At 75.6% G+C, this 26,172-nt stretch carries 4 protein-coding genes; all 4 read left to right on the forward strand.

Annotated features, from left to right (window positions below; all coding sequences use genetic code 11):
* The first annotated feature begins 34 nt into the window (after nt 1-34).
* The 4 genes from IOD16_RS12795 to IOD16_RS12810 are packed head-to-tail and all read left to right on the forward strand — an operon-like array spanning nt 35 to nt 26,152.
* Entirely contained in the window at nt 35-11,119 is an 11,085-nt protein-coding gene (locus tag IOD16_RS12795; protein WP_201440221.1) for a non-ribosomal peptide synthetase, read from the forward strand.
* Nucleotides 11,116-22,053: a non-ribosomal peptide synthetase gene (locus IOD16_RS12800; RefSeq protein ID WP_201440222.1), complete on the forward strand. Its 10,938-nt coding sequence runs from the start codon at nt 11,116-11,118 to the stop codon at nt 22,051-22,053. Before IOD16_RS12795 ends, IOD16_RS12800 begins: the two co-directional genes overlap by 4 nt.
* Nucleotides 22,050-25,943, forward strand: a complete 3,894-nt coding sequence (locus IOD16_RS12805; protein WP_201440223.1) for a non-ribosomal peptide synthetase — start codon at nt 22,050-22,052, stop codon at nt 25,941-25,943. Before IOD16_RS12800 ends, IOD16_RS12805 begins: the two co-directional genes overlap by 4 nt.
* The gene (locus tag IOD16_RS12810) at nt 25,940-26,152 is read left to right on the forward strand and encodes an MbtH family protein (protein WP_123742039.1); all 213 of its coding nucleotides are present in this window, start codon (nt 25,940-25,942) and stop codon (nt 26,150-26,152) included. The genes IOD16_RS12805 and IOD16_RS12810 overlap by 4 nt, the downstream gene beginning before the upstream one ends.
* Nucleotides 26,153-26,172: the final 20 nt, after the last annotated feature.

Consider the following 26,172-nt stretch of genomic DNA (forward strand, 5'->3'; position numbering starts at 1 on the left):
GATCACGGGACGAGGGCTAGGGAGGACCAGGGACATGAGCGAGGACAGGCGGCGGTGGCCGCTCTCCCCGGGGCAACTGGGGATCTGGTACGGCCAGCGGTTGAACCCCGACAACGTGTTCGTCATGTCGGAGTACCTGGAGATCCACGGCGCGGTGGACGTGGCGCTGTTCGAGGAGGCGTTGCGCCGCACCGTGCTGGAGGCCGAGACCGTCCAGGTCCGGTTCGCCGAGGACGCCGACGGCGTGTGGCAGTTCCTCGCCCCCGACCCGCACCTGCACTACTTCGACCACACCGACCGCGCCGACCCGGTGGGCGACGCGGTGGCGTGGATGGACGACGACCTGTACCGGCCGATGGACCTGGAACGGGGCCCGCTGTCGGTCGACGCCCTGTTCAAGGTCGAAACCGACCGGTACCTGTACTACCAGCGCAACCACCACGTCATCGCCGACGGCGTGAGCGGGCGCATCTTCACCGACCGGCTCGCCACCGTCTACTCGGCGCTCGTCGCGGGCGAAGAGGTCCCGCCCGGCGCGTTCGCCACCCTCCAGCAGTACCTGGACGACGACGCCGCGTACCGCGCCTCGGACACCTACCGCCGCGACCAGGAGCACTGGCGGACCCGCCTCGCCGACCGGCCCGCGCCCGTCGGCCTCACCTCCGGCACCGCGCCCGCCAGCGCCCGCCCGGCCCGCGCCACCGCGCACGTCGACCCCGCGTTGATGGACCGGATGAAGGCGCTCACCCGGGCCAACGCGTCCACCTGGCCGATGGCGCTGACCGCCGCCACCGCCGTCTACCTGCACCTCGTCACGGGCGCGCGCACCACCCCCGTGGGCTTCCCCGTCATGGCGCGCAAGAGCAAGCTGCTGCGCGACACACCGGGCATGGTCAGCAACATCCTCGCGCTGTTCGTGGACCTCGGCCCGGAGTCCACGTTCGTCGACGTGCTGCGCCGCACCACCCTGGAAGCCCGCACCACGCTCAAGCACCAGCGGTACCGGCAGGAGGACGTGCTCCGCGACCTCGGCCTGGTGCGCGGCGCGGGCCAGCTCGCGAACGTCGTGGTCAACATCATGCCGTTCGACTACAACGTCACCTTCGGCGGACACCCCGTCACCGCGCACAACCTGTCCAACGGCGTCATCGACGACGTGGAGATCACCGCCTACGACCGGTCCGACGGCAACCCCGTGCGGATCGACCTGGACGGCAACGAGTTCCTCTACGCCGAGGACGAGGTGGCCGGGCACCTGGACCGGCTGCTGCGGCTGCTCGACCGGCTGCTGGCGCAGCCGGACGCGCCGCTGGCGACGTTCGACCTGCTCGACGCCGCCGAACGGGAGCAGGCGCTGGACGGGTGGAACCGCACCGACGCGCCGCTGGCCGACGCGGACGGCGTGGTGCGCCGGGTGCAGGACCACGCGCGCCGCACGCCCCACGCGGTGGCGGTGGTGGACGACGAGGGGCCGACCACCTACGCCGAGCTGGCCGGGCGCGCCGGCGCCCTGACCCGCCGGTTGTGGGACGCGGGCGTCGGGCGCGGTGACCTGGTCGCGCTGCCCACCGCGCCGGGCCGCGACTTCGTGGTGTCCGTGCTGGCGGTGTTCGGCGCGGGCGCGGCCTACGTGCCGGTGGACTCCGACGCGCCACTCGCCCGCGGCCGAGCGCTCCTGGCCGACAGCGGCGCACGGCTGGTCCTCGCCTCGCCCACCGTCGCCTCCTACGCCGCCGAGCTGGTCGCACCGGCGGCCGACCCCGACCAGGACCAACGCCTGTCCACCCCGGTCCCCGCCACCCCCACCTCGGCGCTCGGCCCGGAGAACCGCAGCGTTGCGGATCTTCCCGCAGCCGCCGTCCACCGTGCCGGGCTGCTGGTGGTGCCCGACGAGATCGCGGACGAGTGGCCCGAGCCCGTCGGCGCGGGCGACGACCTGGCCTACGTGTTGTTCACCTCCGGGTCGACCGGCAAGCCGAAGGGTGCGATGGTCACCCACCGCGGCATGGTGAACCACCTGCTCGCCAAGGTCGAGGACTGCGCCCTGTCCGAAGTGGACACCGTGGTGCAGAACGCGCCGCTGACGTTCGACATCTCCATCTGGCAGATGCTCGCCCCGCTCGTCGCCGGCGGCACGGCTCGGGTCGTCGCCCGCGACCTCGCCGCCGACCCGCGCGCCCTGTTCGACCGGACCGACGCCGAACGCGTGGCCGTGCTGGAGGTCGTGCCGTCGCTGCTGCGCGCCGCGCTGGACCTGTGGGACGCCGACGGCGGGCGGCCCGCCCTGGCCGAGCTGCGCCTGCTCGTCGCCACCGGTGAGGCGCTGCCCGCCGACCTGTGCGCCCGCTGGCTCGACGCGTTCCCCGGCATCCCGCTGATGAACGCCTACGGCCCCACCGAGTGCGCCGACGACGTGACGCACGCGTTCATCACCTCGCACGACGACGTGGCCGACGGCGTGCCCATCGGCAGCGCGCTGCGCAACACCCGCCTGTACGTGCTGGACGACCGGCTGCGGCCGGTGCCCGTCGGCACACCCGGCGAGCTGTACGTCGGCGGCGAGGGCGTCGGCCGGGGCTACCTCGGCGACCCGGGCCGCACCGGCGTGGTGTTCGTGCCCGACCCGTTCACCCCGCGTCCCGGCCGCCGCATGTACCGCACCGGCGACTACGTGGTGCGCCGCGCCGACGGGTCGTTGGTGTTCCTGGAGCGCCGCGACCACCAGGTGAAGGTGCGGGGACACCGCATCGAGCTGGGTGAGGTCGAGGCCGTGCTCGCCGGCGGGGCCGACGCGGTCGCGGTCGTCGTGCGCGAGGACCGGCCCGGCGACAAGCGGCTCGTCGCGTACGTGACGCCCGCCGACGTGGACACGGCCGCGCTGCGGGCGACCGCCGAGGCCCGGCTGCCGGGGTACATGGTGCCGTCGGCGTTCGTCGGGTTGGCCGCGCTGCCGTTGACGCCCAACGGGAAGCTCGACCGGCACGCGCTGCCCGCGCCCGACGCCGGCGCCACCGGCCGCGCGCCCCGGACGCCACTGGAGGAACTGCTGGTGGCCGTGTTCGCGGACGTGCTCGGTGTCGAGCGGGTCGGCGTCGACGAGGGGTTCTTCGACCTCGGCGGGCACTCGCTGCTGGCCACCCGGCTGATCAGCAAGGTCCGGGCCGCGCTCGGCGTGGAGCTGTCCTTGCGGTCGGTGTTCGACCACCCGACCCCGGCCGGGCTCGCGCTCGTCGTGGACGGCGCCGCGGTCGCCCGCTCCCGTCCCGTCGCCCGCCCGCGCCCGGACCTCGTGCCGCTGTCGTCCGCCCAGCGCCGCCTGTGGTTCCTGCACGGCCTGGACGAGACCGGCGGCACCTACAACGTGCCGCTGCCGCTGCGCCTGACCGGACCGCTCGACCGCGCGGCGCTGCTGTCCGCCCTCGGTGACGTCGTGACGCGCCACGAGCCGCTGCGCACCCGCTACCCGGAGGTCGGCGGCGAGCCCGTGCAGCAGGTGCTCGACGTGGCCGAGGCGCTGCGCCTGCTGCCGGAGCACGTGGAGACCGCGGCCGTCGCGGACCCGGCGCGGGAGATGACCGCCGCCACCGGGCACCGCTTCGACCTCGCGCACGGCCTGCCGTGGCGGCTCTGGCTGTTCGAGACGGCTCCCGACGAGCACGTGCTGCTGCTGGTCGTGCACCACATCGCCGCCGACGGCTGGTCGCTGGCACCGCTGCTGCGCGACCTGGGGGCCGCCTACCGCGCCCGGCACGCGGGCGCCGCGCCGGAGTTCGCGCCACTGCCCCTGCAGTACGCGGACTACGCGCTGTGGCAGCAGGACGCGCTCGGCGACGAGGACGACCCGGACGGCGCGTTCAGCCGCCAGGTGCGGTTCTGGCGCGACCGGCTCGCCGGCCTGCCCGAGGTGCTGGAGCTGCCCGCCGACCGGCCGCGACCGGACGTGCCGTCGCACCGGGGCGCCCGCGTGCCGCTGACCGTGGACGGCGAGGTGTACGGGCGGCTGGCCGAGATCGCGCGAGACGCCCGCACGAGCGTGTTCATGGTGCTGCACGCGGCTGTGGCGGCGTTGTTGACGCGGTTGGGCGCGGGCACGGACATTCCGTTGGGCACGGCGGTGGCGGGTCGTTCGGACGAGGTGTTGGACGACCTGGTCGGGTTCTTCGTGAACACGTTGGTGTTGCGCACGGACACGTCCGGCGATCCTTCGTTCAAGGAGTTGTTGGAGCGGGTGCGGCAGACCGACCTGGCCGCGTTGGCGCACCAGGACGTGCCGTTCGAGCGGCTGGTGGAGGAGCTGAACCCGCGCCGCTCGCTGGCCCGGCACCCGTTGTTCCAGGTGATGCTCGTGCTCCAGAACACCCCGGACCCGGACGTCGGGCTGCCCGGCCTGGACGTCGCCGTGGCCGACCTGCGCACGGCCGTGGCCAAGTTCGACCTGTGGTTCGACCTGTACGAGACCCGGGACGACAGCGGCGCGGTGACCGGGGTCGCCGGGGCGCTGGAGTACGCGCTCGACCTGTTCGACGAGGCGACCGCGCGGCGCCTGGTGACCCGCCTGGGCACGCTCCTCGCGGCCGTCGCCGCCGACCCCGCCACCTCGCTCGGGCGCCTCGACCTGCTCACCGCCGACGAACGGCACGCCGAGCTGGTCACCTGGAACGACACCGCCCGCCACGTCGACGCCACGTCCCTGGTCGCCCTGTTCGAGGCGCGGGCCGCCGCCACGCCCGACGCGCTCGCCGTGGTGTCCGACACGGGCTCGTTCACCTACCGGCAGCTCGACGCGGAAGCCGACCGGTGGGCGCACCGGCTCGCCGCCGCCGGCGTCGACACCGAGACGCCGGTCGCGCTCCTGGTGGACCGGTCGCCCGCGCTGGTCGTCCTGGTCCTCGCGGTGCTCAAGGCCGGTGGCTACTACGTGCCGCTGCACGAGTCGTACCCGGTGGAGCGCCTGGACTTCGTGCTCGCCGACCTCGGCGCGCCCGTCCTGGTCACCGACCGGCCCGAGCTGCCGGCCGGGCTGACCGCGCCCGCGCACGTGGTGCGCACCGACGAGCAGCCGCCCGCCGCGGGTCCGCTGGGCCGGGCTCCGCACCCCGACCAGCTCGCGTACGTCATGCACACGTCCGGCTCCACGGGCGTGCCCAAGGGCGTCGCCGTCACGCACGCGAACGTCGTGGAACTGGCCACCGACCGGCTGTTCACCACGGCCGCCCACGCCCGCGTGCTGCTGCACTCCTCGCACGCCTTCGACGCCGCCACCTACGAGCTGTGGGCGCCGCTGCTGTCCGGCGGCACGCTCGTCGTCGCACCCCCCGGCGTGCTGGACATCGCCACGCTCGGCCGGGTCGTCGCCGAGCACCGCGTCACCGCCCTGTGGCTGACCGCCGGGCTGTTCCGGCTGGTCGCCGAGGAGGCGCCGACGTGCCTGGCGGGTGTGCGGGAGGTGTGGACCGGCGGCGACGTCGTGCCCGCCGGCGCGGTGGCCCGCGTCCGCGCGCACTGCCCGGACCTGACCGTGGTCGACGGCTACGGCCCGACCGAGACCACGACGTTCGCCACGCGCTTCGCGCTGCGGCCCGGCGACCCCGACCCGGAGGCCATGCCCATCGGCCTGCCGATGGACAACACGCGCGTGCACGTCCTCGACGCCGACCTCGGCCTCACGCCGCCCGGCGCGGTGGGTGAGCTGTACGTGGCGGGCACCGGTCTCGCGCGCGGCTACCTGGGCCGGGCGGGGCTGACCGCCGAGCGGTTCGTGCCCGACCCGTACGGGCCGCCCGGCGGGCGCATGTACCGCACCGGCGACCTCGTGCGCCGCCGGCCCGACGGCCGGTTGACGTTCCACGGGCGGGCCGACGACCAGGTCAAGCTGCGGGGTTTCCGGATCGAGCCCGGCGAGGTCGAAGCCGTGCTGGCCCGGCACCCCGACGTGGCGCACGCCGTCGTCGCCGTGCGCGCCGACCACCGCGGTGAACGCCGCCTCGTGGCCTACGTGGTGCCCGGCGCGGGCGCGACCGCCGACCAGGCGGTGTTGCGCGCCCACGTCGCCGACGTGCTGCCCGCGTACATGGTGCCGTCGGTGGTGGTGGAGCTGGAGTCGTTGCCGCTCAACGGCAACGGCAAGGTCGACCGGCACGCCCTGCCCGCGCCCGCCACCGCCGCCACCGCGCCGTCACGGGCGGCGCACGGCGTGGAGCAGGCGCTGTGCGGGCTGTTCGCCGACGTGCTCGGGGTGGCGTCGGTCGGCGTGGACGACGGGTTCTTCGACCTCGGCGGCCACTCGCTGCTCGCCATGCGGCTGATCAGCCGGGTGCGGGCGGTGCTGGGCGTGGAAGCCCCGATCCGGGCGGTGTTCGAGCACCCCACGCCCGCCGGCCTGGCCCTCGCCCTGCACGACGCCGCGCCCGCCCGTGACCGGGTGACCCCGCGCCCCCGGCCCGACGTGGTGCCGCTGTCCGCCGCGCAGCAGCGCCTGTGGTTCCTCGACCGGCTGGACGAGGCGGGCGGCATGTACTCCGTGCCGCTGGCCGTGCGGCTCACCGGCGCGTTGGACGACGCCGCGCTGCTCACCGCCGTGACCGACGTGGTGGTGCGGCACGAGGTGCTGCGGACGGTGTTCCCCGAGGTCGACGGCGCGCCGCGGCAGGCGGTGCTGGACCCGGCGGCGGCCGCCGCGCTGCTCAGCGCCGCGACCAGGCGCGTCGACACCACCGAGGACGCGCTGACCGCCGAGCTGGCCGACGCGGTGCGGCACAAGTTCGCCCTGGCCGACGACCTGCCGGTGGCGGTCCGGCTGTACCGGCTCGCCGCCGACCACCACGTGCTGCTCCTGCTGCTGCACCACGTGGCCGCCGACGGCTGGTCGCTGGCGCCGTTGCTGCGCGACCTGGGCGTCGCCTACCGCGCCCGGCACGCGGGCGTCGCACCGGAGTTCGCGCCGCTGCCCGTGCAGTACGCGGACTACACGTTGTGGCAGCACGACGTGCTCGGCTCCGACGACGACGAGCGCAGCGCCCTGCGCGCGCAGCTCGACCACTGGCGCGCCCGGCTGGCCGGCCTGCCCGACGCGGTGGACCTGCCGACGGACCGGCCGCGGCCCGGCCGGCCGGAGAACGAAGGCGGCTCCGTGCCGCTGCGGCTGGACGCCTCCGTGCACGCCCGCGTGGCGCGCTTGGCCGCCGCGCACGGCGCGAGCCCGTTCATGGTGCTGCACGCCGCGCTGGCCGCGTTGCTGACCCGGTTGGGAGCGGGCGTCGACATCCCGGTCGGCACGCCGGTGGCCGGTCGGCGCGACGAGGCGTTGGACGACCTGGTCGGGTTCTTCGTCAACACGCTCGTGCTGCGGGTGGACACGTCGGGCGAGCCCGCGTTCGGCGAGCTGCTGGACCGGGTGCGCGACGCCGACCTGGCCGCGTTCGCGAACCAGGACGTGCCGTTCGACCGGCTGGTCGAGGAGCTGGCGCCACGCCGGTCGCTGGCCAGGCACCCGCTGTTCCAGGTGCTGCTGGCGCTGCAGAACAACGCCGACCCGGACCTGGACCTGCCGGGCGTGACGCCCGAGGTGGTGGACCTGCCCGCCGGGCCCGCCAAGTTCGACCTGTCGTTCACGCTGGCCGAGCGGCACTCCGACGGCGAGCCCGCGGGGCTGCACGGCGAGCTGGAGTACAGCCGGGACGTGTTCGACGAGGACACCGCGTTCCGGGTCGCGACCTGGTTCGCCCGGGTCCTGGACCAGGCCACGGCCGAGCCGTCGCGGCGCGTCGGCGAGCTGGACCTGCTCGCGCCCGGCGAGGCCGACCACCTGGCTCGTGGCGCGGCCGGTCCGGTCGGCCCGGTGCCCGACCGGACCGCGTTCGCCGCGTTCGAGCGGTTCGCGGCGGCGCACGGCGACCGGCCGGCGCTGGTCGCCGGGGACGTCCGGCTCACCGCGGCCGAGGTGGAACGGCGGGCCAACCGGCTCGCGCACTCGTTGCTGCGCAAGGGCACGGCGGTCGGCGACGTGGTGGCCGTGGTGCTGCCGCGCTCGGTCGACACGGTCGTGGCGCTGCTGGCCGTGCTCAAGGCGGGCGCGGTCTACCTGCCGCTGGACCCGGACCACCCGGCGGAACGCCGGCGCGCCACCCTCGCCGACGCCCGCCCGGTCCTGGTCGTCGACGGCTCGGTCGCCGCCCACACCCTGCCGGACGTGCCGGACACCGCGCCCTCGGACGCCGACCGGACCCGGCCGTTGACGGCGCGTGACGCCGCCTACGTCATCTACACCTCCGGTTCCACCGGCCGGCCCAAGGGCGTCGTGGTCGAGCACGGTTCCCTCGCGAACCTCCTGCGCCACCACGAAGAGAACGTGTTCACGCCCGTCACCCGCCGCCTCGGCCGGGACCGGTCGAGGGCGGCGCTCACGGCGCCCGTGGCGTTCGACGCGTCGTGGGACCCGGTGCTGTGGATGCTGGCCGGCCACGAGCTGCACGTCATCGGCGACGACGCCCGCCGCGACCCGGCCGCCCTCGTGGCGCACCTGCGCCGCGAGCGGATCGACGTCATCGAGACCACCCCGTCCTACGTGGACCACCTCGTCGCGCACGGCCTGCTGGACGGCGAGGAGCGGTACCCGGCGGTGGTGCTGCTCGGCGGCGAGGCGGTGCCCGCCCACCTGTGGGAGGCGCTGCGCGGCACGCCGGGGCTGGTGGCGCTCAACCTCTACGGGCCGACCGAGTCGACCGTGGACTCGATGATCGCCGACCTCGCCGACCACCCGACGCCGGTCATCGGCACGCCGGTGCTCAACAGCCGCGCGCACGTCCTCGACGCGTGGCTGCGGCCCGTGCCGGTCGGCGTGCCGGGCGAGCTGTACCTGTCCGGCCCGAACGTCGCCCGCGGCTACCTCGACCGGCCCGCGCTCACCGCGCACCGGTTCGTCGCGGACCCGTTCACCGGCGGCGGAGCGCGCATGTACCGCACCGGCGACCTCGCCCGCCGCCTGCCCGACGGGCACGTGGAGTTCCTCGGCCGGGTCGACAGCCAGGTCAAGGTCCGCGGCTTCCGGGTCGAGCCCGGCGAGGTGGAGGCCGCGCTGCGCCGCCACGACGGCGTGGACGCGTGCGCCGTGCTGCTCCGCCCCGACCACGGCGGCACGCCCCGGCTCGTCGCCTACGTCACCGCGACACCCGGCGGGCAGCTGGACACCGCGGCCCTGAGGTCCGCGCTGCGCGCCGAGCTGCCCGACTACATGGTGCCCTCGGCGGTGGTGGTGCTGGACGCGCTGCCGTTGAGCCGCAACGGCAAGCTCGACCACGCCGAGCTGCCCGCGCCCGCCGCGCCGGAGCCCGCGCCGCGGACCGGCGGCACGCGCACCGCGCGGGAAGAGGCGCTGTGCGCGGTGTTCGCCGACGTGCTCGGCCTGCCCGACGTCGGCGTGGACGACAGCTTCTTCGACCTCGGCGGCGACAGCATCGGCTCCATCCAGCTCGTCAGCCGCGCGCGCCGGGCGGGCCTGGTGTTCACCCCGCGCGACGTGTTCGAGCGCAAGACCCCGGCCGAACTCGCCCTCGTGGCCGTGGAACCCGCCGACGCCCGCCTCGTGGCCGACCCGACCGGCAGCGGGCCCGCCGTGCTCACGCCGGTCGTGCGCTGGTTCCTCGACAGCGGCGGCACGCTCGACGGCTTCAACCAGGCCCAGCTCGTCGCCGTGCCGGCCGAACTGGGCCTGGACCGGCTGCTGGGCGCGCTCGACGCGCTGCTCGACCACCACGACGCCCTGCGCTCCCGCCTCGCCCGCGACGACGAGGGGGAGTGGGTCTACGAGATCGCCGACCCCGGCGCGGTGCGCGCGGCCGACGTCACCAGCCGCGTGGACGTGACCGGGCTGGACGACACCGCGCGGGCCGCCGCCGTCCGCGCCGAGGCCGACACCGCGTGGCGGGACCTCGACCCGGCACGCGGCCGGCTCGTGCGGGCGGTGTGGTTCGACGCGGGCCCGGCGCACCCCGGCGACCTGCTGCTGGTCGTGCACCACCTCGCGGTGGACGGCGTGTCGTGGCGCATCCTGCTGCCCGACCTCGCCCAGGCGTGGCACGCCCTCGCCACCGGCCGCGACCCCGTGCTCGAACCGGTGTGGACGTCGTGGCGGCGCTGGTCGCACCTGCTGCACGACGCCGCGCACGACCCGGCGCGCGCCGACCAGCTCCCGTACTGGACCACCGTCCTGGACGGCCCGGACCCGCTGCTCGGCGCACGGCCCCTCGACCCGGCGCGCGACACCGTGGGCACCGCCCGCACCAGCGAAGTCGCCCTCACGGTCGAGGAGACCGCGCCGCTGCTCACGGAGGTGCCCGCCGCGTTCCACGCGGGCGTCGACGACGTGCTGCTGACCGCGCTCGCGCTGGCCGTGGGCCGGTGGCGGGAACGCCGGGGCCGGGGCGCGGAGACCTCCGTGCTGCTCCAGGTCGAGGGCCACGGCCGGGAGGACGTCGTGCCGGACGTGGAGCTGTCCCGCACGGTCGGCTGGTTCACCAGCGTGCACCCGGTGCGGCTGGACCCCGGCCGGGTCTCGTGGCCCGAGCTGCTGGCCGGCGGACCGGCCGCGGGCACGGCCCTCAAGCGGGTCAAGGAGCAGTTGCGCGAGCTGCCGGAGAAGGGCGTCGGCTACGGCCTGCTGCGCCACCTCAACGCCGACACGGCGGGCAAGCTCGCGGGTCTGGGCGCCCCTCAGGTGGCGTTCAACTACCTGGGCCGGGTCGACACCGCCGCGCCCGGCGGCGACCGGCTGTGGCTGCCCGCGCCCGGTTTCACCGCCCCGGTGGGCCACGACGACCTGCCGTTCGTGCACGCGATCGAGGTCACGGCCGTCACCGAGGACACCGCGGACGGCCCGCGCCTGGCCGCCACCCTCGCCTGGCCCGCGGACCTGCTCGCCGACACCGAGGCCGACGACCTCGGCGCGGCGTGGCGGCAGGCGCTGCGCGGGCTGGTCGAGCACGTCCGGGGCGCGGCGGCGGGCGGGCTCACCCCCTCCGACGTGGACCTGGTCCCGCTCAGCCAGGACGAGCTCGACCTGCTGGCGGACGACGAAGACGACGAAGACGACGAAGACGACGAGAGCGAGGACTTGGACCGATGAGCAAGAAGTCCGCAGTCGAGGACGTCCTGCCGCTGTCGTCGTTGCAGGAGGGGTTCCTCTTCCACGCCCTCTACGACCGCGACGGCCTGGACGTCTACACCGTGCAGATGGCCACCGAGCTGACCGGCCCGGTGGACGTGCCCGCCCTCCGCGCCGCCGCCGACGCGCTGCTGCGCCGGCACGCGAACCTGCGCGTCGGGTTCCGCCACAAGGGCCTCGACCGGCCCGTGCAGGTGGTGCGCCGCGAGGTGCGCGCGCCGTGGCGCGAAGTCGACCTGACCGGCGTGGCCGACGCCGAGGCCGAGTACGCCGAGCTGGTCGACGAGGAACGCGCCCGCCGCTTCGACATGGCCCGCGCGCCGCTGCTGCGGTTCGTGCTCGTCGCGCTGCCCGGCCAGGTGCACCGGCTGCTGCTGACCATGCACCACATCCTGATGGACGGCTGGTCCACGCCGGTGTTCCTGGACGAGCTGTTCACCCTCTACGAGCACGCGGGCGACGACTCGTCCATGCCCCGCGTCACGCCCTACCGCGACTACCTGGGCTGGCTGAACCGCCAGGACGCGGCCGGCGCGCTGGCCGCCTACGACGACGTGCTGGCGGGCCTCGACGGGCCGACGCTCGTCGGCGCGGCGGCCGACAACGCCTCCGTGGTGCCCGAAGGCGTGCTGGTCGAGCTGGACGACGAGCTGACCGACGCCCTCACCCGCACCTCGCGCGCCCGCGGCTGGACGATGAACACCCTCGCCCAGGGCGCGTGGGGCGTGGTGCTCGGCCGCTACCTCGGCCGCCGCGACGTGGTGTTCGGCGGCACGGTGTCCGGCCGGCCCGCCGAGCTGCCGGGCGTGGAGACGATGCTCGGCCTGTTCATCAACACGCTGCCGGTGCGCGTGTCGTGGACCGGCGGCCAGTCGCTGGGCGAGCTGCTGGCCGCCGTGCAGGACCGGCAGGCCGGGCTGATCGCGCACCAGCACGTCGGCCTGGCCGACGTGCAGCGCCGCACCGGCCACGGCGAGCTGTTCGACACCACGATGGTGTTCGAGAACTACCCGGTCGACGTCGACACCGCGCCCGTGCTGGGCGGCGGCGTGCGGATCACCGACTTCCAGGCCCGCGACGCCACGCACTACCCGATCAGCCTCGTGGGCCTGCCCGGCGAGCGGCTGGCGTTCCGGCTGGACTTCCGGCCCGACGTGCTGGGCCGGGCGACCGTGGCGCGGATGGGGGAGTGGCTGCGGCTGGTGCTGCGCGCCATCGCCGCCGACCCCGACCGGCCGGTGGACGCCGTCGACCTGCTCGACGCGGACGAGCGGGACCGCATCCTGGTCGACTGGAACGACACCGACCACGCCGTGGAGCCGCTGCACCTGACGGCCCTGCTCGACCGGCAGGCCGCGGCCACGCCCGACGCGACCGCCGTCGTGCACGGGACCGACGTCCGCACCTACGCCGAGCTGCACGCCGACGCCAACCGCCTGGCCCGCCTGCTGGTCGAGCACGGCGCCGGGCCGGAAACCCTGGTGGCGGTGGCGCTCCCGCGCGGCACGAGCCTGGTGACGACGCTGCTCGCGGTGCTCAAGACCGGCGCGGGCTACCTGCCGCTCGACCCCGACCAGCCCGCCGAGCGGCTCGCCGACATGCTCGGCGAGACCCGGCCCGTGGGGCTGGTCACCGACGCCGTCCTCGCGCCCCGGCTCGCCGCGCTCCCCGTGCCGGCACTGGTCCTGGACGAGCTGGAGCACGACACCCGGTCCGCCGAACCGCTGACCGACGCCGACCGGCGCGCGCCGCTGCGGCTGGAGCACGCCGCGTACGTCATCTACACCTCAGGCTCCACCGGCCGCCCCAAGGGGACGCTGATCGAGCACCGCGCGGCGGTGAACTACCTCCAGTGGTCGGTCGACGCCTACCCGGCGGTGCGGTCCGGCGCGTTCCTGCACTCGCCCGTCACGTTCGACCTCACCGTCACCGGCCTGTACGCGCCGCTGATCTCCGGCGGCGCCGTGCACCTGGGCGACCTCGCCGACGACGGCATCGACCCGGCGAGCCCCACCGCGGCCGGTTTCGCGTACCTCAAGGGCACGCCCAGCCACCTGTCCGTGCTGGACGTCCTGCCGGACACCTACTCGCCGACCGCCGAGCTCGTCCTCGGCGGCGAGCCGCTGCCCGGCGCGCAGCTCGACGTGTGGCGCAAGCGCCACCCGGGCGCACGCGTGGTCAACGAGTACGGCCCCACCGAGACCACCGTCGGCTGCACGTCGCTCGTGATCGAGCCGGACGACGAGATCCCGGCCGAGGTGCTGTCGCTGGGCCGGCCGCTGTGGAACACGCAGGCGTACGTGCTGGACGACGCGCTGCGCCCGGTGCCGCCCGGCGTGGTCGGCGAGCTGTACATCGCGGGCGCGAACCTGGCCCGCGGCTACGTCGCCCGACCCGGTCTGACCTCCGGCCGGTTCATCGCCGACCCCTACGGCCCGGCCGGGTCGCGCATGTACCGCACCGGCGACCTGGCCCGGTGGGGCGAGCACGGCGACCTGCTGTTCGCCGGCCGCGCCGACGACCAGGTCAAGATCCGCGGCTACCGGGTGGAGCTCGGCGAGATCGAGTCCGTGCTGTCGCGCCACCCGTCGACCGGCCCGGTCGGTGTGGTCGTGCGCGAGGACCAGCCCGGCGACCAGCGGCTGGTCGCCTACGTGGTGCCCGCCGAGGGCGGTGACTTCGACCCGGTCGCGCTGCACGCCCACGTCGCCGCCGCCGTGCCGGACTACATGGTGCCCTCGGCGTTCGTGCGGCTCGACGCGTTGCCGCTGACCACGAACGGCAAGCTGGACCGCCGCGGCCTGCCCGCGCCGGACGTGGTCGGCGGCACCGCCACGACCGGCCGCCCGCCGCGCAACTTCACCGAGGAAGTGCTCGTCGGCGTGTTCGCCACGGTCCTCAACCTGCCGTCGGTGGGCGTCGAGGACAGCTTCTTCGACCTCGGCGGCCACTCGCTGCTCGCCACCCGCCTGGTCAGCCGGGTCCGGTCGGTGCTGGACGTGGAGCTGTCCATCCGCTCGGTGTTCGAGGCGCCCACGCCCGCCGCGCTGGCCGTCCTCGCCGAACGCGCCCGGGGCACCCGCCACGACGTGGAGGTGGCGCCGCGCCCGGACGTGCTGCCCCTGTCGCACGCCCAGCGCCGGCTCTGGTTCCTCGACCGCCTGGAGGAGGCGGCGGGCATGTACAACGTGCCGCTGCCGCTGCGCCTGACCGGGCGGTTGGACCGGGACGCGCTCACTGCGGCGTTCCGCGACGTCGTGGCCCGGCACGAGTCGCTGCGCACCACGTTCCCGGAGGTCGACGGCAAACCGCGCCAGCACGTGCTGCCCGCGCCCGTCCTGCCGGTCGCGCACGTCGAGGTCGACGAGGACGACCTGCCCGCCGCCATCGCCGACGCCCTGGGCCACCGGTTCGACCTGGCCGCCGAGATCCCCTGCCGGGTCTGGTTGTTCGAGCTGGCGCCCGACGAGCACGTGGTGCTGTTCCTGGTGCACCACATCGCGGGCGACGGCTGGTCGTTGACGCCGCTGCTGCGCGACCTCGGCGCGGCCTACCGCGCCCGGCTGGCCGGCTCGGCGCCGGACCTGCCGCCGTTGCCGTTGCAGTACGCGGACTACACGCTGTGGCAGCGCCGCGTGCTCGGCTCCGACGAGGACGAGGGCAGCGCGCTCGCCGCGCAGGTCGAGTTCTGGCGCACCCGGTTGGCCGGGCTGCCCGAGGTGCTGGAGCTGCCGACGGACCGGCCGCGGCCGGCGGTGGCCTCCTACCGGGGCGGCCGGGTGCCGTTCCGGCTGGACGTCGACACCCACACCAAGCTCGTCGCCCTCGCCCGGCAGACCCGCACGACCGTGTTCATGGTGCTCCAGGCCGCCGTGGCGGCGTTGTTGACGCGGTTGGGCGCGGGTACGGACATTCCGTTGGGCACGGCGGTGGCGGGTCGTTCGGACGAGGTGTTGGACGACCTGGTCGGGTTCTTCGTGAACACGTTGGTGTTGCGCACGGACACGTCCGGTGACCCGTCGTTCAAGGAGTTGTTGGAGCGGGTGCGGCAGACCGACCTGGCCGCGTTGGCGCACCAGGACGTGCCGTTCGAGCGGCTGGTGGAGGTGCTCAACCCGCGCCGCTCGCTGGCCCGGCACCCGCTGTTCCAGGTGATGCTCGTGCTCCAGAACACGCCCGAGGCCGACCTCGACCTGCCGGACCTCGCCATCGACCTCGAAGAGGTGCCCGGCGGCGCGGCCAAGTTCGACCTGCTGCTCGACCTGCGCGAAACCCACGACCAGGCGGGACGACCGGCCGGCGTGGAGGGCGACCTCGAACACGCGCTGGACCTGTTCGACGCGCCGACGGCCCGGGTGCTCGCGCGGCGGCTCGTGCGGCTGCTGGAGACCGTCGTCGCCGACCCGGCGATCCGGCTCGGCGAGGTGGACGTCCTCGACCCCGCCGAACGCGACCGCGTGCTGCACACGTGGAACGACACCGCGCGGCCCGTGCCCGAGGTGTTCGTGGAGCAGCTCATCGCCCGGCAGGCGGGCCGCACGCCGGACGCGATCGCCGTCGTCACCCCGGACCGCACCCTCACCTACGCCGAGCTGGACGCCCGCGCGGACCGGCTCGCCGCCCTGCTCGCGGCACGCGGCGTGCGGCCGGAGACGGTCGTCGCGGTGTCGCTGCCCCGCACGTCCGACGCCGTGGTCGCGCTGCTCGCGGTGCTGCGGGCGGGTGGCGCGTACGTGCCGCTGGACCCCGGGCACCCGGCCGAGCGGATCGCGTTCGTGCTCCAGGACACGCGCCCGGTGTGCGTGATCGCCGACGCCGGCACCGCGGACCGGTTGGACGTGGCCGCCGACCGGCTCGTCCGGCTCGACGACCCGGCCGTCGCCGACCACCTCACCCGGCCCGTCGCGCCGCCCACCCCGGCCGTGCACGGCGGGTCGCTCGCCTACGTCATCCACACCTCCGGCTCCACCGGCCGGCCCAAGGGCGTGGCCGTGACGCGGCACGGCATGGCGAACCTCGTCGCCTGGGCCGCCGACCACTTCACCGCCGACGAGCTGTCCTCGGTGCTGCTGTCCACCTCGCTGAACTTCGACGTGTCCGTCTTCGAGCTGTTCACGCCGCTCACCGCGGGCGGCCGGGTCGAGGTCGTGGAGAACCTGACCACCCTCGTGGAGCGCGGCGGCTGGACCGGCGGCCTGGTCAGCGGCGTGCCGTCGGTGTTCGCCCAGGTCCTCGCGGCCGGGGTGGAGCTGGACGCGCGGGCCGTCGTGCTCGCCGGCGAAGGGCTGCCCGCGAGCGTCTACAACGACGTGCGCGCCGCCCTGCCCGCCGCCCGGATCGACAACATCTACGGCCCCACCGAGGCCACCGTCTACACCCTCCAGTGGGGTTCCACCACGCCCGGACCGCTCGACGGCCCCGCGCCGACCGGCCGTCCACTGTGGAACACCCGGGCGTACGTGCTCGACGCCGCCCTGCGGCCCGTGCCGCCCGGCACGCCCGGCGAGCTGTACCTGGCGGGGGAGAGCCTGGCCCGGGGCTACGTCGGGCGCGCCGCGCTGACCGCCGAGCGGTTCGTGGCCGACCCGTTCGGCCGGGGCGGGCGGCTCTACCGCACCGGCGACCTCGTGCGCTGGGGCGCGACCGGCCAGCTGGAGTACCTGGGCCGCTCCGACGACCAGGTGAAGCTGCGCGGCTTCCGCATCGAGCTCGGCGAGGTCGAGGCCGCGCTCGCCCGGCACGCCGACGTGGACCGCGCCGCCGTCGTGGTCCGCGAGGACCGGCCGGGGGACAAGCGGCTCGTCGGGTACGTCGTGCCCGGCCGGCCCCTCGACCCGGCCGCCGTGCTCGACACCGTGCGCGCGGCCCTGCCCGCGTACATGGTGCCCGCCGCGCTCGTCGTGCTCGACGCGTTCCCCCTCAACGCCAACGGCAAGCTCGACCGTCGCGCACTGCCCGCGCCGGACGCCGCCGTGATCGGCGACGCCGCGCCGCGCACCCCGGCCGAAGAGGTGCTGTGCGCGGTGTTCGCCGACGTGCTCGGCCTGGACCGGGTCGGCGTGGACGACGGGTTCTTCGACCTGGGCGGCCACTCGCTGCTCGCCACCCGCCTGGTCAGCCAGGTGCGTGCGGCGATGGGAGTGGAACTGCCGCTGCGCGCGGTGTTCGAGGCGCCGACGCCCGCGCTGCTGGCCGCCCGCGCCACCGCCGCGGGAGCCGCCCGCCGGGGCGTCACCCGCGCCGACCGGCCCGAGGTGGTGCCGCTGTCGTTCGCCCAGCGCCGGCTGTGGTTCCTCGACCGGCTGGAGGACGCCAACGGGATGTACAACATCCCGATCGCGCTGCGGCTGTCCGGCGACCTGGACGTGACCGCGCTGCGCGCCGCGCTCGGCGACGTGCTGGCCCGCCACGAGTCGCTGCGCACCGTCTTCCCCGACGCCGACGGCACGCCGCGCCAGCTCGTGGTGCCCGCACCCGAGGCCGACGAGATGCTGACCCGGGCGTTCAGCGTGCGCACCACCGACGCGAGCGTGCTGCGGGAATGCCTGGACGACGCGGCGGCGTGCACCTTCGACCTGTCCCGCGAGCTGCCGCTCAAGGCGTGGCTGTTCGAGCTGTCGCCCTCGGAGCACGTGCTGCTGCTGGTGCTGCACCACATCGCGGGCGACGGCTGGTCCTTCACGCCCCTGACCCGCGACCTCGGCCACGCCTACCGCGCACGCCTCGCCGGCCACGCCCCGCGGCTGCCGGAACTGCCCGTCCAGTACGCGGACTACGCGTTGTGGCAGGCCGACGTGCTCGGCGAGGACGGCGACCCCGACTCGGCGGGCACGGCCCAGCTGGAGTTCTGGCGGCGGCAGCTCGACGGCGTCCCCGACGCCCTGGAGCTGCCCGCCGACCGGCGGCGGCCCGCCGTCGCCTCCCACCGCGGCGGCCTCGTCCGGTGGCACGTCGACGCCGGCCTGCACGCCGACCTGCTCGCCCTGGCCCGCCGGTCCGGCGCCAGCCTGTTCATGGTGCTCCAGGCGGCGATCTCGGCGATGCTGACCCGGCTGGGCGCGGGCGAGGACGTGGTCCTCGGCACGGCCGTCGCGGGCCGCACGGACGCCGCGCTGGAAGACCTGGTCGGCTTCTTCGTCAACACGCTCGTGCTGCGCACCGACACCTCCGGCGACCCGGCGTTCACCGAGCTGCTCGGCCGGGTCCGGCAGACCGACCTGGCCGCGTTCGCGCACCAGGACCTGCCGTTCGACCGGCTCGTGGACGCGCTCAACCCCGAGCGGTCCGTGGCGCGGCACCCGTTGTTCCAGGTGATGCTCGTGCTGCAGAACGCGCCGGAGCCCGACCTGGAGCTGCCCGGCCTGAGCCTGGACCTGGTGGACCTCGGCGAGGGCCCGGCGAAGTTCGACCTGTCGTTCGACCTGGGCGAGACCCACCGCGCCGGCCTGCCCGCCGGCCTGGAGGGCACCATCCAGTTCGCCGCCGACCTGTTCGACCGCGCCACCGCCGAAGCCCTCGGCGCGCGCCTCACGCGCGTCCTGCGCGCCGTCGCCGCCGACGCCGCGACCCCGGTGAGCGCCCTGCCGGTGCTCGGCGAGGGCGAACGCGGCATCGTGCTGGACGTGTGGGGCCGCAACCCCTCCCACCGGGAACGCGGCACGGTCGTCGGCCGCTTCCGCGCCCAGGTCGCCAAGGCGCCGGACGCGGTGGCCCTGGTCGACGGCGACCGGCAGCTGACCTACGCCGAGGTGGACGCCCGCGCCCGCGCGCTCGCCGTCCACCTGCTCGGGCACGGCGTGCGCGCCGAGACCCGGGTGGCCGTGCTCGCCCGGCGCACCGCCGAGCGGACCGTCGCCACCCTGGCCACGCTCTACGCGGGCGGCGCGTACGTGCCGCTGCACGACGGCAACCCCGTCGAGCGGCACAACCTGATCCTGGCCGACACCTCGGCCGCGGTCCTGCTCACCGACCGCGCCGACCTGCCCGCGGGCCTGGCCGCGCCGGCGCACGTCCTGGACCTCACGGCCGTGCTGCCGCCCGCGCACGACGCGGAGCTGCCGACGCCGCACCCGGACCAGCTGGCGTACGTCATCCACACCTCCGGCTCGACGGGCGTGCCGAAGGGCGCGGCCGTCACCCACGCCAACGTGGTGGAGCTGGCCACCGACTCGATCTTCACCACCGGCGCGCACCACCGCGTCCTCGTCCACTCCTCCTACGCCTTCGACGCGAGCACGTACGAGATGTGGGTGCCGCTGCTCAACGGCGGCACGTCGATCGTCGACTCGCCGGACGAGGTGGACCTCGCGGGCCTGGCCGCCGCGATCCGCCGGCACGACGTGACCGCCCTGTGGATCACCGCCGGCCTGTTCCGGCTCGTCGCGCAGGAGGCGCCGGAGACGTTCGCGCCCCTGCGGGAGGTGTGGACCGGCGGCGACGTGGTCTCCGAGCACGCCGTGGCCGCCGTGCGCCGGGCGTGCCCGGACCTGGTGCTGGTCAACGGCTACGGCCCCACCGAGACCACCACGTTCGCCTCGCGGCACGCGGTGCTGCCCGGCGACGTGGCCGCGAGCCCGCTGCCGATCGGCGCCCCCATGGCGGGCACCGCGCTGCGCGTGCTGGACCACCGGCTCCAGCCCGTGCCGCCGGGCGTGACGGGCGAGCTGTACGTGGCGGGCGGCAAGCTGGCCCGCGGCTACCTGGCCCGGCCGGGGCTCACCGCCGAGCGGTTCGTGCCCGACCCGCACGGCGCGCCCGGCGACCGCGCGTACCGCACCGGCGACCTGGCCCGCTGGTCCCGCGACGGCAGGCTGGAGTTCGTCGGCCGCACCGACGGCCAGGTGAAGCTGCGCGGCTTCCGGATCGAGCCGGGCGAGGTCGAGGCCGCGCTCACCGGGCGGGCGGGCGTCACCGGCGCGGCGGTCGTGGTCCGCGAGGACCGGCCCGGCGAACGCCGACTCGTCGCCTACCTCGTGGGCGAGGACGTGGACGTGGCGCAGGCGCGGGCCGTCGCCGCCGCCGCGCTGCCGGACTACTCGGTGCCGTCGGCGTTCGTGGTGCTGCCGGAGCTGCCGCTGACCGTCAACGGCAAGGTCGACCGCCGCGCCCTGCCCGCGCCGCACCGGGAGGCCACGCCGGTCGCCGTGCCGCGCACGGCCGTGGAGGAGGCCCTGGCGGGTGTCTTCGCCGACGTGCTCGGCGTCGAGCGGGTCGGCGTGGACGACGGGTTCTTCGACCTGGGCGGCGACAGCATCATGTCGATCCAGCTCGTCAGCCGCGCCCGCACGGCCGGGTGGGTGTTCACCCCGCGCGACGTGTTCGAGCTGAAGACCGTCCGCCGCCTCGCCGACGCGGCCGCGCCGGTGGCCGAGCAGGACGACGACGTGGCCGACCGCGACGGCGTGGGCGAGGTGCCGCTGACGCCGATCGTGGAGTGGCTGCGCGCCGGCGGCGGCCCGGTCGACGGGTTCAACCAGTCGCACGTGGTCGCCACCCCCGCCGGGCTCACCGCCGGGCACCTGGTGGACGCGCTGGCCGCCGTGCTGGAGCACCACGACGCCCTGCGCACCCGGCTGCGCCGCGACGACGACGGCGGCTGGGCGCTGGAAGTCCTGCCGCACGGCGCGGTGCGGGCCGAGGAGCACGTGGCCCGCGTGGACGTCGCCGGCCTGACCGAGGGCGACCTGGCGGCCGTGGTCACCGAGCACACCGAGGCCGCCCGCCGCGCGCTGCGGCCCGACGACGCGGTGATGGTGCGCCTGGTGTGGTTCGACGCCGGGCCCGACGCGCCCGGCCAGCTGCTCGTCCTGGCGCACCACCTGGTCGTGGACGGCGTGTCGTGGCGCATCCTGCTGCCCGACCTCGCCACCGCCGCGACCGCCGCCCGGCTCGGCGTCCCGCCCGAGCTGCCGCCGGTGCGCACGTCGTGGCGGCGCTGGGCCGCCCGCCTCGCCGAGGCGGCGACCGAACCGCGGTGGGCCGGTCAGCTGCCGCACTGGCTCGCCACCGCCGACACCGCCCAGCCCGCCCTCGCCGCCCGCCCGCTCGACCCGCGCCGCGACACCCTCGCCACGGCGCGCACCGCGGTGGTCGAGGTCGACCCGGACGTGACCACGGCGTTGCTGACCACCGCCCCCGCCGCGTTCCGCGTCAGCGTGGACGACGTGCTGCTCACCGGCTTCGGCCTGGCCGTGCGGGAGTGGCTGGCCCGGCGCGGCGAACGGCTGCCCGACGGGCTGCTGGTGGACCGCGAGGGCCACGGCAGGCACGAGGACGCCGTCGCGCCCGGCCTGGACCTGTCCCGCACGGTCGGCTGGTTCACCAACCTCTACCCGGTGCGGGTGGACGTGCCGCCGCTGCGGTGGGACGACGTGCTCGCGGCCGGCGAGCCCGTCGGCACGGCGCTCAAGCAGGTCAAGGAAGGGCTGCGCGCGGTGCCCGACCACGGCCTCGGCTACGGCCTGCTGCGCCACCTGAACCCGGACACCGCGGGCAAGCTCGCCGCCTGCCCGGCGCCGCAGATCGGGTTCAACTACCTGGGCCGCACGAGCGTCGGCGCGACCGGCCGCGACTGGACCCCGTTGACCGACGCCGGCGGCGCGGTCGGCGACGACGGCCTGCCGTTCGCCCACGTGCTGGAGGTCAACGCCTTCACCGAGGACGGCGCGGACGGGCCGCGCCTCGTCGCCGCCCTGTCGTGGCCCGCGGCCCTGCTCGACGAACCGGACGTGGCCGCGCTCGGCGGGCTGTGGCGCGACGCCCTGGCCGCGCTCGCCGCGCACGCCCGCGACCCGCGCGCCGGCGGCCTCACGCCCTCCGACGTGGCGCTGGTCCCCCTGTCGCAGAAGAACATCGACCACCTGGAGGCCATGATGAGGAAGGCAGGGCGATCATGAGTGGACCACGCCTGAGCGCCGCACCGCGCATCGAGGACATCCTCCCGCTGGCCCCGTTGCAGCAGGGCCTGCTGTTCCACGCCCTGCACGACACCGACGGCCTCGACTTCTACACCGTGCAGGTGGCCGTCGACCTCTACGGCGAGCTCGGCGTGGACGCGCTGCGCGACGCCGTGGAGGCGTTGGTGCGGCGGCACGCCGGCCTCCGGTCGGTGTTCGTCCACGAAGGGCTCGACCAGCCCGTGCAGGTCGTGCTCGACCACGTCGAGGTGCCGTGGGAGGTGGTGGACTGCTCGGCGATGTCCGTCGCCGAGGCGGAGGCCCGGTTCGAGGAGCGCTACGACGCCGACCGGCTGCGCCGCTTCGCGCTGCACGAGGACGTGCCGCTGCGGTGCGTGCTGTTCCGGATGCCGTTCAAGGACTTCCGGCTCGCCGTCACCGTGCACCACATCGTGGTCGACGGCTGGTCGCTGCCCGTGCTGCTGGACGAGCTGTTCGAGCTGTACGACCGGCACGGCGACGAGAGGGGCATGGCGCCCGTCGCCCCGTACCGCGAGTACCTGGCCTGGCTCGACGCACGCGACCACGAGGTGTCCCGCAAGGCGTGGGACGCGGTGCTGCACGACGTCGCCGGGCCCACGCTGGTCGGCGGCCCGGGACGGCCGGGCGAGCAGGCGCCGCCCGCGCAGCTGAGGGCGAAGCTCGGCGAGGAGCTGACCGGCCGGCTGGCCGAGCTGGCCCGTGAGCGCGGCTGGACGGTCAACACCGTCGTGCAGGCCGCGTGGGGCCTCACCCTCGGCCTGCACACCGGCCGCACCGACGTGGTGTTCGGCGGCACGGTGTCCGGCCGCCCACCGGAGCTGCCGGGCGTGGAGCGGATGATCGGCCTGTTCATCAACACGCTGCCGGTGCGGGTGCGCTGGTCGCCCGACGACACCGCCGCCGACCTGCTCGACGCGCTCCAGTCGCAGCAGACCGGCCTGCTGGAGCACCAGCACGTCAACCTCGCCGACCTGCAGGGCCGGGTCGGTCGCGGACCGCTGTTCGACACGACCCTGGTGTTCGAGAACTACCCGGCCGGCGACGAGGACAACACCGAGTTGGCCGGCGGCGCGTTCCTCATCGACGTGGAGGCCCGCGACGCCACGCACTACCCGGTGACGCTGATCGGCGTGCCCGGTCCGAACCTGGCGTTCCGGCTGGACCACCGGCCCGACCTGGTGGACGCCGCCACCGCCCGCCGGCTGGCGGACTGGCTGCTGCGCACCCTGACCGACCTGGTCGAGCACCCGGACCGGCCGCTGGGCGCGGGCACGCCGCTGACCGACGCCGACCGCGACCGCGTGCTGCACGCGTGGAACGACACCGCGACGCCCGTCGAGGACGTCACGCTCACCGACCTGCTGGACCGGCAGGCGGCCTCCTCGCCGCACGCCACCGCGATCCTCGACCAGGACCGCGTGCTGGACTACGGCGAGCTGCACGAGTCCGCCGACCGCCTGGCCCGCCGACTCGTCGCCGCGGGCGCGGGGCCCGACGCGGTGGTGGCCGTGTCCCTGCCGCGCTCGGCCGACCTGGTGGTGGCGCTGCTGGCGGTGCTGAAGTCCGGCGCGGCCTACCTGCCGCTGGACACCGACCTGCCCGCCCGGCGGCGCGCCGTGCTGCTGGCCGGGGCACGGCCGGTGTGCGTGCTGACGGACGACGCGGCGGCGTTCGACGGCCTGCCGGTGGTGGCGGTGCACGGCGACGACGCGCCGGACGTGGCGGTCCGCCGGGCCTCGCCTGACGACCTGGCGTACGTCATCCACACCTCCGGCTCCACGGGCACCCCCAAGGGGGTCGGCGTGCCGCACCGGGGCATCGTGAACCGCCTGCTGTGGATGCAGGACCGCTATCGGCTCACCCCCGACGACCGCGTGCTGCTCAAGACGCCGTGCACGTTCGACGTGTCGGTGTGGGAGTTCTTCTGGCCGCTGATCACGGGCGCGGCGATCGTGGTGACCAAGCCGGACGGCCACCGCGACCCGGCCCACCTGGCGCGGGTGATCAACGACCACGGCGTCACCACCGCCCACTTCGTGCCGTCCATGTTGGACGCCTTCCTGGTGGACCCGGTGGCGTGCCCGACCCTGCGGCGGGTGGTGTGCAGCGGCGAAGCGCTCCTGCCCGCCACCCGGGACCGGTTCCTGGCCGCGTACTCCGCCGAGCTGCACAACCTCTACGGCCCCACCGAGGCGTCGGTCGACGTCACGTCGTGGCAGTGCGACGCCGACGACCCGCGCGTGCCCATCGGCAGGCCCGTCTGGAACACCCGCGCGTACGTGCTGGACGCCCGCCTCGCGCCCGTGCCGCCCGGTGCGCCGGGTGAGCTGTACCTGGCGGGCGTGCAACTGGCGCGCGGCTACCTCGGCCGTCCCGGCGTCACCGCGACGCGGTTCGTCGCCGACCCGCACGGCCCGGCTGGTTCGCGGCTGTACCGCACCGGCGACCTGGCGCGCTGGGACGACGACGGCGCGCTCGTGTACCTGGGTCGCGCCGACGACCAGGTGAAGCTCCGGGGCGTCCGGGTCGAGCTGGGCGAGGTGGAGGCCGCCGTGGCGCGGTGCGCCGGGGTCGCGCACGCGGCCGTCGCGGTGCGCGAGGACGTGCCCGGCGACCAGCGGCTGGCCGCCTACTACGTGCCCGAGCCCGGCGCCTCGCCGGACCCGGACGCGGTGCGCGGGCACGTGGCCGCCGACCTGCCCGCGCACCTCGTGCCCGGCACGTTCACCGAGCTGGCGGAGCTGCCGCTCAACGCCAACGGCAAGCTCGACCGCCGGGCACTGCCCGCGCCCCGGGGCGCCGCCGCCGCGGGACGCGCGCCGCGCACCCTCGTCGAGGACCTGCTGTGCCGCATGTTCGCCGAGGTGCTGCGGGTGGACTCGGTCGACCCGGACCGCGGGTTCTTCGCGGCCGGCGGCCACTCGCTGCTCGCCGTGACGCTGGCCGACCGCGTCCGGTCCCGCTTCGACGCGGACGTGACCGTGCGGACGTTGTTCGAGTCGCCCAGCCCGGCCGAACTGGCCCGCCGCCTCGACGGCGACCCGGCCGCGACCGGCGTGGACGCGCTGGGCGCGCTGCTGCCGCTGCGGGCGGGCGGTGACGCGCCGCCGCTGTTCTGCCTGCCCCCGGCGTCCGGGCTGAGCTGGTGCTACACCGGGCTGCTCGGCGCGCTCGACCCGGACGTGCCGCTCTACGGCCTCCAGGCCGACCTGACGGGGGCCGACCCCGGCACGATCGGCGACCAGGCCGCCCGGTTCGCGGACCACATCCGCTCGGTCGCGCCGCACGGCCCGTACCGGCTGCTGGGCTGGTCGATGGGCGGGCACCTGGCCCACGAGGTCGCCGTCCGCCTCCAGGAGGCCGGCGGGACCGTGGACCTGCTGGCCGTGCTCGACTCCTACCCCCGCGTCGGCACGACACCGCTGAGCACCGCGGAGGTCTTCGCCGACGCGTTCGCCGGCACCGGCCTGAGCCCCGAAGACCTCGCCACGCCCGAGGGCCACGCCCGCGCCGTCGCCGTGGTGCGCGCCGAGCTCGGCGGCTACGAGCAGACCACCGAGGACCTCGCCCGCGCCGTGCTCGACGCCTACCTCGCCAACGGCCGCGCCCTGTCCGCGCACACCCCGCGCCGCTTCGACGGCGACCTGCTGTTCTTCCGCGCCACCGACGCCGCGGACCACCCGGAACGCGACCCGGGCCGGTGGGCGCCGCACGTCACCGGCGCCATCCGCGTGCACGACGTGCCCGCACCCCACGAAGAGATGACTCGTCAAGACGTCCTTGACGAGGTCGCCGCGGCGGTCGACGCCGCCGTGGCGACGCCGCGACCCGAAGGAGACCCGCGATGAGCACCAACCCGTTCGAGGACGAGAACGGCACCTACTTCGTGCTGGTCAACGACGAGGGCCAGCACTCCCTCTGGCCGCACTTCATCCCCGTCCCCGACGGCTGGCGCGTGGTGTTCGGCGAGGCGGGCCGCCAGGAGTGCCTGGACCACGTCGAGGCGAACTGGACCGACATGCGCCCCAAGAGCCTCGTCGACGCCATGGGCGCCTGAGCAGACCCGTCTACGACAAG

Origin of the sequence: Saccharothrix sp. 6-C, from assembly GCF_016695385.1 — a bacterium.
Classification (GTDB): Bacteria; Actinomycetota; Actinomycetes; order Mycobacteriales; family Pseudonocardiaceae; genus Actinosynnema; species Actinosynnema texasense.